This is a genomic window from Brevundimonas sp. (genome assembly GCF_046299595.1).
Lineage (GTDB): Bacteria > Pseudomonadota > Alphaproteobacteria > Caulobacterales > Caulobacteraceae > Brevundimonas.
In genome coordinates, this window is sequence record NZ_JBKBHQ010000001.1 from 850,977 (window position 1) to 866,141 (window position 15,165).

14 protein-coding genes and 1 tRNA gene are annotated in these 15,165 nt (G+C 60.8%); 8 read left to right on the plus strand and 7 right to left on the minus strand.

Annotated elements, in window-relative coordinates; all coding sequences use genetic code 11:
• Positions 1–142 precede the first annotated feature (142 nt).
• A complete protein-coding gene (locus ACK4E3_RS04300) occupies positions 143–3,265 on the plus strand; it encodes a TonB-dependent receptor plug domain-containing protein (RefSeq protein ID WP_409696856.1) in 3,123 nt (1,040 codons plus the stop codon).
• A 105-nt stretch (positions 3,266–3,370) separates the two neighbouring features.
• Here the strand turns inward: ACK4E3_RS04300 and ACK4E3_RS04305 are convergent, their stop codons facing one another.
• Complete coding sequence (locus ACK4E3_RS04305; protein ID WP_409696859.1) at positions 3,371–3,712, minus strand: phage holin family protein; 342 nt, start codon at positions 3,710–3,712, stop codon at positions 3,371–3,373.
• Positions 3,713–3,866: 154 nt separating this feature from the next.
• Between ACK4E3_RS04305 and ACK4E3_RS04310 the strand changes: the two genes are divergently transcribed.
• The 5 genes from ACK4E3_RS04310 (at position 3,867) to ACK4E3_RS04330 (ending at position 9,321) form a co-directional block, all read left to right on the plus strand.
• Positions 3,867–5,690, plus strand: a complete 1,824-nt coding sequence (locus ACK4E3_RS04310) for a DUF885 domain-containing protein (protein ID WP_409696862.1) — start codon at positions 3,867–3,869, stop codon at positions 5,688–5,690.
• Positions 5,691–5,821: 131 nt separating this feature from the next.
• Positions 5,822–6,109 (plus strand): hypothetical protein, encoded by a 288-nt coding sequence (locus ACK4E3_RS04315; RefSeq protein WP_409696865.1) that lies wholly within the window; start codon positions 5,822–5,824, stop codon positions 6,107–6,109.
• Positions 6,110–7,119: 1,010 nt separating this feature from the next.
• The gene (locus ACK4E3_RS04320; RefSeq protein ID WP_409696868.1) at positions 7,120–7,350 is read left to right on the plus strand and encodes a hypothetical protein; all 231 of its coding nucleotides are present in this window, start codon (positions 7,120–7,122) and stop codon (positions 7,348–7,350) included.
• Positions 7,347–7,973 carry an RHS repeat-associated core domain-containing protein gene (locus tag ACK4E3_RS04325; protein ID WP_409696871.1) on the plus strand — a complete coding sequence of 209 codons (627 nt, stop codon included), beginning with the start codon at positions 7,347–7,349 and terminating at the stop codon, positions 7,971–7,973. Before ACK4E3_RS04320 ends, ACK4E3_RS04325 begins: the two co-directional genes overlap by 4 nt.
• A 571-nt stretch (positions 7,974–8,544) precedes the next feature.
• Positions 8,545–9,321, plus strand: a complete 777-nt coding sequence (locus ACK4E3_RS04330; protein WP_409696873.1) for a hypothetical protein — start codon at positions 8,545–8,547, stop codon at positions 9,319–9,321.
• On the opposite strand, the gene msrA is transcribed toward ACK4E3_RS04330, so the two are convergent.
• On the minus strand, positions 9,266–9,919 hold the full coding sequence (gene msrA, locus ACK4E3_RS04335) for a peptide-methionine (S)-S-oxide reductase MsrA (RefSeq protein ID WP_409696876.1): 654 nt from the start codon (positions 9,917–9,919) through the stop codon (positions 9,266–9,268). The two genes, ACK4E3_RS04330 and msrA, sit on opposite strands and share 56 nt — an antisense overlap.
• A gap of 178 nt (positions 9,920–10,097) precedes the next feature.
• On the opposite strand from msrA, the gene ACK4E3_RS04340 reads away from it, so the two are divergent.
• A tRNA-Ser gene (locus ACK4E3_RS04340) sits at positions 10,098–10,187 on the plus strand.
• 321 nt (positions 10,188–10,508) lie between these two features.
• On the opposite strand, the gene ACK4E3_RS04345 is transcribed toward ACK4E3_RS04340, so the two are convergent.
• The 5 genes from ACK4E3_RS04345 to ACK4E3_RS04365 all read right to left on the minus strand — a co-directional run bounded on the left by ACK4E3_RS04345 (position 10,509) and on the right by ACK4E3_RS04365 (position 14,276).
• The gene (locus ACK4E3_RS04345) at positions 10,509–11,339 is read right to left on the minus strand and encodes a hypothetical protein (RefSeq protein WP_409696878.1); all 831 of its coding nucleotides are present in this window, start codon (positions 11,337–11,339) and stop codon (positions 10,509–10,511) included.
• A 72-nt stretch (positions 11,340–11,411) separates the two neighbouring features.
• Entirely contained in the window at positions 11,412–11,930 is a 519-nt protein-coding gene (locus ACK4E3_RS04350) for a DUF488 family protein (protein WP_409696881.1), read from the minus strand.
• Between the two features lie 194 nt (positions 11,931–12,124).
• The gene (locus tag ACK4E3_RS04355) at positions 12,125–12,502 is read right to left on the minus strand and encodes a hypothetical protein (protein ID WP_409696883.1); all 378 of its coding nucleotides are present in this window, start codon (positions 12,500–12,502) and stop codon (positions 12,125–12,127) included.
• A complete protein-coding gene (locus ACK4E3_RS04360; RefSeq protein ID WP_409696886.1) occupies positions 12,499–13,818 on the minus strand; it encodes a recombinase family protein in 1,320 nt (439 codons plus the stop codon). The genes ACK4E3_RS04355 and ACK4E3_RS04360 overlap by 4 nt, the downstream gene beginning before the upstream one ends.
• Entirely contained in the window at positions 13,815–14,276 is a 462-nt protein-coding gene (locus tag ACK4E3_RS04365; protein WP_409696890.1) for a DUF2924 domain-containing protein, read from the minus strand. Before ACK4E3_RS04365 ends, ACK4E3_RS04360 begins: the two co-directional genes overlap by 4 nt.
• A 549-nt stretch (positions 14,277–14,825) precedes the next feature.
• Between ACK4E3_RS04365 and ACK4E3_RS04370 the strand changes: the two genes are divergently transcribed.
• Positions 14,826–15,152 (plus strand): helix-turn-helix domain-containing protein, encoded by a 327-nt coding sequence (locus ACK4E3_RS04370; protein WP_409696893.1) that lies wholly within the window; start codon positions 14,826–14,828, stop codon positions 15,150–15,152.
• The last annotated feature ends 13 nt before the right edge of the window (positions 15,153–15,165 follow it).

Here is a 15,165-nt window from a genome sequence, read left to right on the forward strand (position 1 = left end):
GAATGTGCCACGATTGAGTCTGGGCGCTTGGTCTTTACGTCCAACGCCGCTTAGTCTGCCCATGATCGGGAGGCGTGCCTTTCGGTAATCAGGGGCGTTGTGCCTTCCACTTAACCGCCAGCCTTTTGGGGGATGTTCAAAAATGGCGTTCGACAGAAAGACCCTTCTGGCGACGACGTTCATCGCGGGTATCGCGATGGCGGCGCCGTCGATGGCCTTTGCGCAGTCGCAAGAAGACGAGGACGATCAGCGTCCGCGTCCTTCTTCGCAGCAGGCCACTCAGGTCGGTGAGGTTGTCATCACCGGCTCGCGCATTCGTCGTAACGAGTTCACGGCGACCCAGCCCATCCAGGTGATCACCGCTGAAGAAGCCACCCTCGAGGGTCTGGCTGACACATCGGAGATCCTTCAGGGCTCCACCGCGGCCAACACCGCCACCCAGATCAACAACTTCTTCACCGGCTTCGTCACCACCGGCGGCCCGGGCGTGAACACCATCTCGCTGCGCGGCCTCGGCGCCAACCGCACCCTGGTGATATTCAACGGCCGCCGCGTCGGCCCCGCCGGTGCTCGTGGCACCGTCGGCCCGACGGACCTGAACGTCATCCCCGGCTCTCTGATCGAGCGCGTGGAAATCCTGACGGACGGTGCCTCGTCGATCTACGGCTCCGACGCCGTGGCCGGCGTGATCAACGTGATCACCCGCACCAACCTCGACGGCGGCCGTGCCGAAGTCTTCTACAGCCAGCCGTTCGAGAGCGGCGGTGAAGAGCTGCGTCTAAGCCTCGGCCAGGGCTGGACCTTCGATCGCGGCTACATCTCGGCGGCGGCTGAGTACTATCGTCGCGAACAGCTCACCTTCGGTGACCGTGAGTGGTTCGACTGCCCGCAGAGCTATTTCTACCGCGACCCGAACTATCAGGTCCGCGCCGACGTCATCGACCCGGCCACCGGCAACTTCAAGTGCGACTTCGTGCTGACGAACATCGTTCGTGCGTCGGCTGTGGTCGTTAACGGTGGCGTTTACAACCGCTCGGGCGACTTCCGCACCGATCCCACCGCGTCATTCAATGTGGCCCCGGTGTTCCGTCAGGGCTACCAGGGCTGCGACATGCCCGGCTACTTCCATGTGGCGGGCGGTGCGGCTGCTGCCGGTGGCGGTTTCAACTGCTCCATCGCCGCGCGCCCGTCCTCCGAGCAGCGCGCTGCTCGTGGTCTTTACCCGCTCTATGATGACCGCTACCGCAGCCGTACTGCGATCTCTCCGGTGGAGCGCTACAGCTTTGCCTCGTTTGCGGGTTTCGACCTGACCCCGACCACCGAGGTGTTCGGCGAGTTGCTGATCAACCGTCGTCAGTCGCGTCAGGACAGCTGGCGTCAGCTGTTCCCGCAAATCTCCAACTTCCACCCCACCAACCCGTGGGGCGGCAACTGTAACAACACCAACCCGCTTCTGTTCTGTCACGTCCTTCTGCCGGTCGTGCTGTGGGAAACGGGTGGCAAGCAGCGCGTCGACTACATGCGCGGTGTGGCCGGCATCCGCGGCTCCATCAACGTTGGCGGAGGCTGGGACTGGGAAATCGCGGCACAATACAGCCGCTCGGACGCCGACTACGGCGGCGCGTTCTTCTATAATGACCGCGTCAACGCCGTCTCGGGTGCCCTGATCCCCGTCGCTCCTGCGAACCCGCTCAGCCCTGACCCCGCCGTTCAGGCCATCGCGGCCAGACAGGCGGCGTTCCGTGCTACCGGCTGCGACCTTCCCGCCCTCCTGCCCGGTTCGCCGACCTGCCCGGGCGTGTTCAACTGGACCGATCCCAACTACATCAACAATGGTGCCCTGCCTCAGGCTCAGCGGGATTACATCCTAGGCTACGAGATCGGTAACACGATCTATACCCACGCCTACATCGAGGGTCTGCTCACCACTCCGAACCTCTTCACTTTGCCCGCCGGCCCGGCTGGCGCGGCTCTGGGCTTCCAGATCCGTCGTGAGGAGATCGATGATCAGCCCGGACCGGAGCAGCAGCGCGGCAACCTCTGGGGTCAGTCCCAAGCTGGCCGTACCGCCGGTTCCGATAGCGTTCGCGAAATTTTCGGCGAACTCGAACTGCCGCTGGTCCGGAACGCGTTCCTGATGGACAGCCTCACGCTGAACCTGTCGGGCCGCTATTCGGACTATGACTCCTATGGTGACAACACCACCTACAAGGTCGGTCTGAACTGGCAGATCACGCCTTCCTGGCGCATCCGCGCCTCGCAGGGCACCTCGTTCCGCGCCCCGGCGCTGTTTGAGCTGTATCTCGCCAACCAGACCAGCTTCCTTGGTCAGGCCCAGATCGACCCCTGCGCCAACCCGACCGCGCGCGCCGGCAACCCCACGCTTGATGCCAACTGTCTCGCAGTCGGTGTTCCCAACACCTACAACGGCGCTGGCACCTCCTCGGCGGAAATCGTCACTGGCGGCGGCATCGGCGTTCTGAACCCGGAAACGGCCGAGGCCCAGTCCATCGGTCTGATCTGGACGCCGTCCTTCATCGACCTGAACATCGCCCTCGACTACTACCGCATCGAGGTGATCGATGAGGTCCGTCAGTTCGGTGCAGGCAATATCGTCAACCGCTGCTACACCTCGGAAGACTTCCCGGCCGAGCCGCTCTGCGCGCTCATCACCCGGGCTCCTCCGGGTTCGACGCGGGAATTCCAGATCATCTCGGTCAACGATTCTTACGTGAACATCGCACGTCAGGAATCGGAAGGCCTGGATCTGACCATGCGCTACCGTCACCGGTTCGCACTGGGTGACCTGACTCTGAACGCCCGCTTTACCCACATCCTGAACTGGGAATCGCAGGTGTTTGGCACGGCGGCTCCGATCCAGAACCACCAGCGCATCGGCTCGCCCGACTTCGTTGGTAATGCTTCTGCCCGCTTCGACCGCGGCGACTGGACCTACTTCTGGGGTGTTGATTTCGTGGGTGAAACCTCGAACGCCGACTTCCTGACACCGCCGAACTCGGGCACCTTCCTCGGTGAGCCGGTGTTCTTCAAGCGCTTCACGGATCACTACTTCACGCACAACTTCTCGGTGCGTCGTCGCATGGACCAGTGGACGCTGCAGGCCGGTATCAACAACGTGTTCGACCAAGCCCCGCCGATCACCTCGGCCTCGGGTGGTGGTACGCGCATCGGCAACACGCCGCTGGCCTCCCAGTACGACTGGATCGGCCGCCGCGTGTTCTTCAATATCGCGCGCTCCTGGTAACAGGGTCGTCAGACCAGACTGCCTTGTTCGCAAGGCAAGGGGCGGTGGGAAGCCACCGCCCCTTTTTCTTTGCGCGCCCCTTCCCTTTTGGCACTCGCCTGTCGATCAGTCGCGCACCACCATCGAGGCGATCCAGCTCACCACGCCGGTGATGATCGCAGCACCGATGGCCGGCCACAGGCCCGCCACGACAAAGCCGCCCAGAAACAGCGACGTCAGGCCGATCATGGCCGCATTGATCACCAGCAGGAACAGACCCAGGGTGATCACCGTGATCGGGAAGGTCAGGATCACCAGCACCGGGCGCACGAAGGCGTTGACCACGCCCAGGATCACCGAGGCCAGCAGCAGGGTCACCGTGTCGGTAAAGGTTATGCCTGCCAGCAGATAATCCGACAGCCACAGCCCCAGCGCCGTCACCAGCACCTGTACGATAAAGCTCACCATTGCCTGCTCCTGTTCCTGATCGCCGCTCGATGCGGGCGAGATTACAGTGCGTGACGGCCTGCTTGGTTCACATGGCGCGTGCGCCTTGCCGGTTGACCGGCCCGCCCTGGCGCGCTCCACTGCCCCTCATCACCGGATCAGGGGGGAGAGCACCATGAGCCATGCGCGCAAACTGGCCTCGGTGGCGGTGGCCGGCCTCATTCTGGGCGCAGGGCTGGCGGGCTGCGCCGCCACCGGCCTTGCCGATCAGCCGCGCGAGCAGAGCGCCCGCTCCATGGCCTCGATCCAGCTGGATGCCATCATCGCCGACTATGAGCGCTTTGCGCGCGGGCTCGATCCCATCTCGGAGGGGCGCGAGGGCAATGCCGAGGCGCGCGCGCGCATGCCCGACTGGTCGCGAGAGGCCGAGCTGGCGCGCGTGCCGCATCTCGAGGGCTTCCAGCGCCGCCTTGCCCGCATCGACACGGCCCGCCTCAGCGATGACGAACGCCTGAACCACGCCTTCCTGTCCGCCATCATCGACGAGGCGCTGGAGGAAATCGCGCTCGATCTGGGCCGCCTGGCGTTTCGCAACGAAGGCGGCGTGGGTCAGTCGCTCGCCTACATCGCGCGCACCACGCGCCTGTCGAACCGTGCCGATGCCGACGCCTGGCTGTCGCGCCTGCGCCAGATGGGCAAGCCCTTCGACGACAGCCTCGCCAACGCCCGCAGAGGCCTCGAGACCGGCATGGTTCAGCCGCGCCCAACGGTCGAGGCCGCCCTGATCGGCCTTCGCAACGAGGCGGCCTTCACGCCCGAGACCGACCCGCTGCTGGTGCCCTTCGACACCCTGCCCGCCAGCTTTCCCGCACCTGAGCGCGAGCGTCTGCGCGCCGAGGCCATCGACATCATCAATGCCGAGATCGCGCCCCGCCGGCGCGAGTGGGTGCGTTTCCTTGAACAGGACTATCTGCCGCGCGCGCCCGAACAGCTCGGCATCGGGAACCGCCCGGGCGGGCGCGAGGCCTATGCGTGGCTGGCGCGCAGCTTCACCACCACCGATCTGACCCCCGACCAGATTCACGCCATCGGCCTGTCAGAGGTCGCCCGCATCCGCGCTCGCATGGAAGTCGAGATGCGCGCCAGCGGCTGGACCGGCGATTTTGCCAGCTTCCTTCAGTTCCTGCGCACCGACCCGCGCTTCTATGCCCGCACACGCGAGGAGCTGCTGGAAAAGGCGTCAGAAATGTCCAAGCGCGCGGATGATGCCATGCCATCGCTATTCGCCACCTTGCCACGCCTGCCCTATGGCGTGCGCCCCGTGCCGCTGGAGATCGAGGAGACCTACACCACGGGCCGCTACTTCCCCGGCAGTCTCGAGAACGGCGTGGCGGGTGGCTATATCGTCAACACCGGCCGCCTCGATCAGCGCCCGCTCTACGAGCTTCCGGCCCTGACCCTGCACGAGGCTGTGCCCGGCCATCACCATCAGATCGCCCTGCAACAGGAGGCTGGCGAACAGCCCTGGTTCCGGCGCAATGCCGGCATCACCGCCTTTGTCGAGGGCTGGGGCCTCTATGCCGAGTTCCTGGGCGAGGAGATGGGCTTTTACCGCGATCCCTATGAGCGCTTCGGGCGGCTGTCCTACGAGATGTGGCGCGCGTGCCGCCTGGTGGCCGACACCGGCATTCACTGGATGGGCTGGGACATCGAACAGGCCCGCGCCTGCTTTGCCGAGAACTCCGCCCTGGCCCCGCACAACATCGAGACCGAGCTGCAGCGCTATATCTCATGGCCCGGCCAGGCCCTGGCCTACAAGATCGGCGAGATCCGCCTGCGCGAGATCAGGGTGCGGGCCGAGACCGCGCTGGGCGAGGCGTTCAACGTGCGCACCTTCCACGATGCGCTGCTGGTCAACGGCCCCCTGCCCCTGTCCCTGCTCGACCAGCACATGGACCGCTGGATCGCGGCGCAGGCCTCGCCGGTGAGCACTGACTAGGCACGCCCGCAGCATATGTCGGAGTTGCTCTGCCCCCGTTCTTGCCTCCATCGCAACCAGAGTGGCAACTGAAGTCGCGACTGCCTATCACTTGGGAGCAGCCTGTAGGCAGTGCTCAGAGGAGATCGCCATTGGACAACCGCAACACACATGCAACTAACGCGGTTCTGGCTATAGTAGAGAAATATTCAACTGTCGATATTCAACAATATGGAACTAGCGCTCAGATTTATCTCCATCTCAATATATGGGGCGACGATTTTGACGAGATGATAGCCGATATTGCGCAGGCCACGGGCGCTGATTTTTCGTCTTTTTCTTACAACAAATATGCCCCAATGAAGGGAGCGCAATTATTGCATCCATATTTCGATTCTTTGGCTATAACCTTTACGGCAGCATATCTATTGATGATTTAGTCAAGGCTGTTGAGGCTGGGAAGTGGCCCGAAGACAAATAGCATTGCTGTCTTGTCGAACGCGAAGATAGCTGTTCAGCGACGAGGGCGGCTCGGTTATAGCCATCACCACCCACGACGAATGCGGCGCCGAGGACGATGCTCTAGCGAGCTTTCTGCCGACTTTACCCCACCAAGCTAACACAGCGCCCTGCCCCTTGGGCATACAGATGGCTGTCGTGGTCAGGCGCTACGGAAACGCGGGTTTTGGGCAGGCCGGGGCGGCCAGCGGCTTCGCATTAGGGTATGCGGGCGGCCCACTGGCGAGCTGCACGATAGTGGATTATACCGGAGCCGATGTAGCCGCAGGCAGATTCCTGCAAAATCTGATGGGGACGACTTTTGGTTTATGTTGATAGGTCATGGCGTATAAAATCGCCCTACCCTCCCTACTTCTTCATCGCCACAGCTTTATATGCATTGATTTTGCTGGGTGGCATTCAGCCTGTCTTAACCTGGAATTTTGCGCCCGGATCCGGCTTGGTATACACAGGTTCACTAGCCCTGATCGCTTTACTGTTCCTTAAGTCAGCAACAGCGCCCCCTATAAGCCTAGTATATTATCTTACCAAAAACCCAGCGCTTCATGTGAAAGGAAGACGCATGCTCTGGCTAAGCCCAATGTTAGACCTAGATGTTTGCGACGACATTTCAAAGGTAACGCTGGATGGCGATAGAAAGCAGTTCATTTCATTATGGAATGGAGATACTCCTAAGGGATCGATCCATGCTGAAATGCTGGATGGGGATGCAGAGGAACTAATCCACGCACTCAATCAGGCCAGAGCGCACTACGGCTATGCTGCGCTCACGCATTCGGCACCTGACTAGTATCAACAAAGCTTAATCAGTTGTGGTTCAGCGTCGCCGTTAATAGCCTCCGGGCCGCTGAGCCTGACCTATGATCCTGCCGGGCGGCTGTATGAGGCGGCGGGCGCTGCCACCACGCGCTATCTCTATGCCGGCAATCAGGTGATCGGCGAGTACAGCGGCACGGGCGCCCTGCTGCGCCGTCATGTGCCGGGCGTCGGCATGGATGCCCACATCGCCTTTTACGAGGGCACGGGCACCACGGACCGCCGCTGGCCGCTGTCCGACGAGCGCGGCTCGATCATCGCCATCACCCTGCCCGATGGCACGCCAGCCAGCATCAACACCCCAACATCACTCCCTGTGACGAATATGGCCAGCCGGGCAGCATGAACACCGGCACATTCGGCTACACCGGCCAGATGTGGCTGGCGGAGGCGGGGCTGTGGCACTATCGCGCCCGCGCCTATCACCCCGCCCTGGGCCGGTTCCTGCAGCCCGACCCGATCGGCTACGGCGACGGCCTCAACCTCTATGCCTACGTCCGCAACGATCCCCTGAACATGGTCGATCCGAGTGGGACATTCAGGGGGCGGATCAGGCAAACCACTGAGACCTGCCTCGAAATTGACATCCCCTCACGCCCCGATCTACCCCAAGATGGCCCGAGAGGAAGCTGCGCAACAGACTCAAGCTCGACCTTTATCTCTTTCCGGCTGACCGCTTGGGGCGGCGGACAGATTGGCGGAGGGGGACGGGGGGCCGGAAGAAATGGACAGTCCCAAGTTCATGCCCCTCACGACTATGGCCTCAGAGACATTATCTGTCATAGTTGCGATATTGATAGGGTATTTCGGTGTTTACTATTGAACCCGGCACCCGGGGTGACCGGCTTGACCGATCCGATCACGGACGGTCATCTATCAAGTGTGAATGTTATGGGCATCGTTCGCGGTTCCGTGATTCATCGTGTTGATTCAGACAGAAGGACGCTTCGAAATATAACCCTTCCCTGACATACACTTCATGAGGGAGAGGTATATTTTAGAGTACACCACGTTGATTTTTTGGGCGGAACGTCCATCGCGGTGATTATTCGAGGAATAGGAACGGGGCCTCACGGGATCGCAAATGAGCTCGCAGCTCAGCCAGTTTGGCGATCGCACATGATGCATATAAGAGCTTGCGCTACGAGGTAACTCATGACTGCTTTTAGAAGAATCGCAGAGGCGTTTGTAGCAATATTTGTTATGGCCGCTATATTTTTTCTGATGGGGTTCGCCCTTGACCACATAGCGCTTCAGGCATACCTTCTTATATCATATGTATTGGTTTTTTTCTCTTATATCATAAGTCTACTATACGCAAATATAATAAGTAATACCAGCCACAAGCGAGCTCTTCCATTTTTTTATTTTATTGCCGGTTCGCTTTGCGCTATCTTTTCGTGTGTTTACGCTATAAAAAGTGCTGCTTTTTTTGATTTAATGTTTATTCTGCGGTTATTTTTAGAAATGTTTTTCCGTACGTATATACCCATCGCTTTATCGTTCTGGATTTCAGAAAAAGCTATTAGTTGGCTGCTAAGTGGGTTCCGTCAATAATCCCCTAGAATATCACCCAATTTGGAGGACCACGCTGGTCTATGACGGCTTCGACCGTTTGTCGCGCACGCGCTATCCCGAGGTGTCGGGTTCGGGCAGCTCGACCACCGACTACGAGGAACTGACCTATGACGCCGCCTCCAATGTGGTGAGCGAGCGGCGGCGCAGTGGTGCGGTGTTCACGGCGTCCTACGATAACCTGAACCGGCTCACGACCCTGACCACGCCGTCGGGCATGGAGAACCTCGCCTACACCTATGACAACCTCGGGCGGCGCCTCACCCAGAGCTTTGCCGGTGGCCAGACCCTGAGCTTCACCTGGGATGCCCTGTCGCGCGACCTGAGCCAGTCGAGCCCGCTGGGCACGGTCGGCTTCCAGTACGATCTGGCCGGGCGGCGCACGCGCATCACCTGGCCCGACAACGTCTATGCCCAGTATGACTACAGCCTCTATGGCGAGGTCACGGCCATCCGCGAGAACGGGGCGTCGAGCGGTGCCGGGGTGCTGGGGGCCTACACCTATGATAACCTCGGGCGTCTGACCGGTGTGAGCCGGGGCAACGGGGTAGGCAGCACCATGGCCTGGGACGGGGCCTCACGCATGACCGCACTGTCGCACGATGCGGCGGGCAGCGCCCATGACCTGTCCATCGACATGGCCCACAGCCCGGCCTCGCAAGTGACCAGCCGCACGCCTGTTGGCCTCAGCCGCTCACACCCACACCCACACCGACGGGGCACACCACGCCCGTGCCCTTGATCCCGCAATAGCCATCGGGATTCTTGGCCAGATAGCCCTGATGATAGCCCTCGGCCAGATAGTATGCCGGGCGCGGCTCGATGCGGGTGGTGATCTCGCCCATGCCCCGGTCGTTCAGCGCCTGCTGATAGGCGGCGAGCGAGCGCTCTGCCACCGCGCGCTGGGCCTCGTCGGCCACATAGATCGCCGATCGGTACTGGGTGCCCACGTCGCCGCCCTGGCGCATGCCCTGGGTGGGATCGTGGTTCTCCCAGAACACCCTGAGCAGTGCCTCAAAGCTGACCTTGTCGGGATCGAACACCACCTCGACCACCTCGGCATGGCCCGTGCGCCCCGTGCAGACCTCCTCATAGGTGGGATTGGGCGTATAGCCGCCCGCATAGCCAACTGACGTCACCCACACCCCCGGCACCTGCCAGAACAGGCGCTCTACACCCCAGAAACAGCCCATGGCCAGCAGGGCGCTCTCAAAGCCTTCCGGGTGCGGGCCCTTGAGCGGGCGGCCGCTGACGACGTGAAGCCGGTCGGTCTGCAGCGGCGTCTCGCGGCCTGGCAGGGCGCGTTCGGGCGCGATCATTTCGGACTTGGACAGCAGCATGGCGGGGCTCCTTGTTGGTGGGCACGAGGGGGTGTCGGCGCGCATACATATGGGGCGTGCGGCCTGTCTTGCCGAGAGGGGGCAAGTGGTCTATTTGCCTCGCCCTGCGCTGTTTTCGGGGCCTGACCTCCCCGCGCGGGCCGCGCGCCCGCACCATCAGCAGCGGCAGACCGGAAACGGTGAGGTGGCCGAGTGGTTGAAGGCGCACGCCTGGAACGCGTGTATAGGGGAAACTCTATCGAGGGTTCGAATCCCTCTCTCACCGCCAACATCTCAATGCGAATCAACGAGGTGGGCCTTCCGAGGCCGGAAAATCCCCAACTTCCGCGCGGTTTTGCCGGTGGCGGCCGAACCTCAGAGACTGCCGAGGCGCCCCAAATCGGTCTCCAACCGGCTTTTGTCTCTTTTCACCCGAACCTCTGCGAAAAAGGTTCGGATTAAAAACATCGCTTTGTTTCAGGGTGTTACGGATATGGCGTCGCCGCGCAGTTCTCTATGCAATCCCGGCAGCCATTGCGGTTAGAGAATCCGAGGTGGGCGTTCTGCAGCGCAAATCTGTAGCGAGCGCGAACGCCGCCCCTGTGAGTAACTAATCGAGCAGGAATGACTGTTGTGCCGGCGGAGGTGCCGGCTTGGGCGGATAGAGGAGGCTTACGATTAGCCATTGATCCGGGAACCGGTGAATAGTGCCCATTAGAAAAATAAGATCGGCTGCTGGCAGAGCAGCTTCGAGCTTTTGACGAAATGGCGCTTCCCAATTTTCTCCATGGCTTTTGACGCAATTCCAGTAAAGCGCTCCCGCCTCCCAGTCAGCGATCTTATGTCGATACTCATGGGCTTGATCACCATCTTTGCAGGTATAACGGTAATGGAAAGCGAACGGCACCTTACGCAGCTTCGCCAAATTTCGAGCATCCGCAGCGTCGAAAAGCCCTGCCTGGCGCTCATTCTGAACTAGTTTCTGATGCTCTTCCTCTGACCAATCTGGCCTATCGGCTGGGGTAATTTCGAGAGCTATCACTGATGCTGGCCGCAACAGCCCGAGTGTAGTGTTGTGCGCTTGCCGATCTCTCTCGAGTTCAGCGAAGTCATCGAATACGGGGATGTTGCTGATAGCTGCACGACGGTCTGCCCAGCCATTATGGGTTGGAAGCGGTTGTTCGGTGCAATCGATTGTGTCGACGAAAATCTTGTGGCTCTCGGGTCTTCGGTCGTTCGTTGCTTTCTCGATGCGCGCATTGATCCACTGCCACTTGCGGAACTGCTGGTTATCTCCGATCAGGCGGAACGGCACCGGGAAAAGTCGAATAAGCTGGCCGCCCTCTTCGACGCCGGCGACGCATGACGTCTCGACATGTTTTTCACTTGGAGACGGATAGGTCTTGCAGAGGATCAGGATCCGCGCCTTCCGTGAAGCCATAGATCCCCCTCCGACGACAACCTTCTATGCCATTGAGTTCGTGGTCAACAGCCACGAAGTTAAACCATAAGGTCACGCAGGCAATGAAATGAGCGATCCATTGGCGGCGCAACGCACAGATTTTTCCTGCAATGACCGCATTTCATTGACTCCAAGATGACGCACATCGAAATCTTCACGCGCGCTAATCTGCTCGGCCACGATTGTCCGGTGACAATGTCTGGGATTACGCTCGTAACAGAGCAACACTGTTTTTGCCATTTGCGCAATATCTATGGCTATGTTGAGTGCCTGCTGCGCCTCTTCGCAGGCGATGTGCTTCGAGTAAATTGTGAGAAAGGCGGCATAATCGCCCCGTTTCATCGCATCACGCCCAGGCTTCGGATCGCCGAGCGCTTTCAGGTGTGTATAGCCAATACCGGCAGTAGCGAGGGCATCCGCGAGACTTGACTTGGAAAATCCGCGCTTACGTGAGACCGGCACATCACGAATATCGAGCAGATGTTCCACGCCAGCCAATGTCAGTGTCGCCAGAAAGGCATTTAGCTCTGCCCCCTCGTAGCCGATCGTGAACACTGTTCGTTTCATCATTACCCCTTCTAGCACTTTTGTTGCGTAACTCAGCCAACAATCAGGCAGGGCCATAATCAACGATAGCGTCAACGCACCGTGCCCTTTAACCTGAGCAGCGAGATTTTATCAATCCATGGCGCGAAGCTGCGACCGCTCGTCAAAGTGCGAGGCCTTCATAAAATCTCATAATCTCAATGTTATGATCCGTGTTTCTATCCAAACATGGTCATATTCTGCTCAGCCCACATTAGCTCAGATGCCGCCGCCATGTCCTTCATCGACACGGCGGGCGGCGTGCGCTGGATCAGCAGCTTGTCGAGCACAGCTGGGGCCAGATAGGCCAGCCGCAGCATGCGCCCGACATAGCGGTCCGAGATGCCCTCGGCCTCGGCAATGTCCTGAATGGTCGCCGCTTCCCCGTTCTCCAGCTTCCGCCGCCAGCTCCACGCCTTGGCGACCGCCTTCAGCACATGTGGATCGACTCTACCGGTGTCCGGCACCATGTCGGCCGGGGGGACGATTTTCGGCCGCCCGTTGCGCTTGCGGATGGAGAGCGGAATGAACACCCGCATGGTCGTGGGGGCACTCATGCTGCCATCTCCTGCTTCGGGATGACCATTTCCCGGATGACCGATCCGAGGCCCTCGGTGCGCAGGTCGACCGCAAGCCCATCGGCGCTGACCGTGACCCGCTCGATCAGCAGCCGGGCGATCCGGGCCTGCTCGGCCGGGAACAGCGATTCCCAAAGACCGTCAAATCCCGCCAGCGCGGTGACCACATCGTGCTCGTCGATGTCCGGTGCAGTCCGCCGCGCTGCCTCCATCGCCCGGGCCGCGATTTCCGGCGTGCGCAGCAACGACCGGATGTGCTGGACGACGGCCGATTCCACCATGCCGGCATTGAGCCGGACAAAGCTGTCGCGGCCTTCGCAGGCCCGGTTCCGGATCGCGTCCATCGAGGTGTAGTAGCGGTAATGCCGGCTGCCCTTTTTCGTCACCGTCGGCGTCATGGCGATGCCCCGATCGGTGAAGATGAGCCCCTTCAGGAGTGCCGGGGTCTGGGTGCGAGTGTTGGCCGCACGCTGGCGCGGGCTTTCCTGCAGGATGGCATGGACCTGATCCCACAGCTCAGGCGTGATGATGGCCTGATGTTCCCCGGGATAGCTTGTGCCCTTGTGGACGGCCTCACCAATATAAAGCCGGTTTCGGAAGAGCTTGTACAGGAACCCCTTGTCGATCGGCTTGCCCCGCTTGTTGAGGGTGCCGCTCGCCACCAGTTCCCGGGTCAGCAGGGTCGCCGATCCCAATTCGACAAACCGCTGGAAGATGTGGCGGACCGTGGCGGCTTCGGCATCGTTGATGACCAGCTTGCGATCGACCACATCGTACCCCATCGGCACGAACCCGCCCATCCACATGCCTTTGGCGCGGCTGGCCGCGAACTTGTCGCGGATGCGCTCGCCGGTGACCTCACGCTCGAACTGGGCGAAGGACAGCAGGATGTTGAGTGTCAGCCGCCCCATGGAAGTCGTGGTGTTGAACGCCTGCGTCACGGACACGAAGGTCACGTTGTTCCGGTCGAAGGCCTCGACCAGCTTGGCGAAGTCCATCAGCGAGCGGGACAGCCGATCGATCTTGTAGACGACGATGACGTCGACGAGACCGGCCTCGACGTCTTCCAGCAGGGCCTTGAGCCCCGGCCGATCGAGCGTGCCGCCCGAGAACCCGCCGTCGTCATAACGTTCGCGCATGCAGACCCAGCCTTCGGCACGCTGGCTGGCAATATAGGCCTCGCAGGACTCGCGCTGGGCATCGAGGCTGTTGAACTCCATGTCCAACCCTTCCTCGCTGGATTTGCGGGTGTAGATGGCGCAGCGAAGGCGCCGCCGGGGTGCTGTATCAGTCATGCCGCGTCCTTCCGTTCCCGCAGGCCGAAGAACCGGTAGCCATTCCACTGCGTGCCGGTGATGTCGCGGGCGATGGCCGACAGCGACTTGTAACGGCGCCCCTGCCAGTCGAACCCGTCCTTCAGCACGGTGATGACGTGCTCGACCCCGTTCCATTCGCGCACCAGCCGCGTGCCGATGACCGGGTTGCGCGGGTCGCTGATCACCGACTTTCGGACATTCTTGCCCTCGACCTCGTCGGCCAGGGCATCGAGCAGCTGGCGCACCGGCTTCGACAGCCCGCCGAAGGTCAGCTCCTGGATCCGGTAGGCCAAGCGCTGTTCCAGAAACGAGCGGCTGTTGTTGGGGGCCTCGCTGCTGAACAGCTTCTCCCATTCGGCCTTCAGCTGCTTGACCGTCATGTCTTTCAGGCCCGCCAGCCTGGCCAGCACCTGCGCATTGTCATCCTGTTTGTGCATCATTGTCCTCCATTCCGGGCTCGTGCCCGGGGACGACTGACGCTCCTGGTGGGCAGGATTGCGAGTGAACTATCTCCGCTCGCGGCAGATAAAGGACTGGACTGTTCGCGCATGCGCAGCACGCCGGCGGCCACGATGCGCCCCAACTCGGAGAGCCGGGTGTCTGACGACATCTTGGAGGGGCAAAGCCCATTTGGATTGGAGGTAACGGAGGACATGAGACCGTTCGCAATAGTGGGTGGCTGGCGACACGGTAGGTCCGAAAAGTCTCGCAAAACAATACATTTCAGATGGTTATCGCAGTCTTGCGAAATCATGAGCATTGCTTGGTGGTCACGATCCGCATCTTTGAAGTGTCGGTCGGAACGCCTGCGAAATGCTTCGCAATTTGATTCGCGGAGGGTCGCTGTTCGGCTACATTCTGACATCGGCTCCCGCGTGTGCGGCCGGAGTTCACGGCAATGCGTTCTTGACCCTGGAACCCCTCGCAACTACGCTAATCCGCATAGAAGCGTGATTTTGAGGGTTGGCCCAAGCCATGATGAACCGATGACCACTGACGGGACGAGTTTTGGACGTCAGATTTCCAAAGCCAGGAAGGCCAAGGCTCTCAGCCAGAAGGAGCTGGCTGCGAAGATCATGAAAGAGGAAGACGGCACAGCGATTTCACCGCAGTACCTCAACGATATCGAGCATGATCGGCGCAGCCCCACTTCGGATCACCTGATCCGGCAGTTTGCGGAGGTTCTGAGCATCGACGAAGGCGTTCTGTTCTTGCTGGCAGGGAAGATACCCGACGACATCCGCAGCCAAGTCAGTGACCCAGCCAAGGCGGCCGAGGCATTCGTCAATTTCCGTCGCGCCATCACCAACTGACGGAGCGACGGCG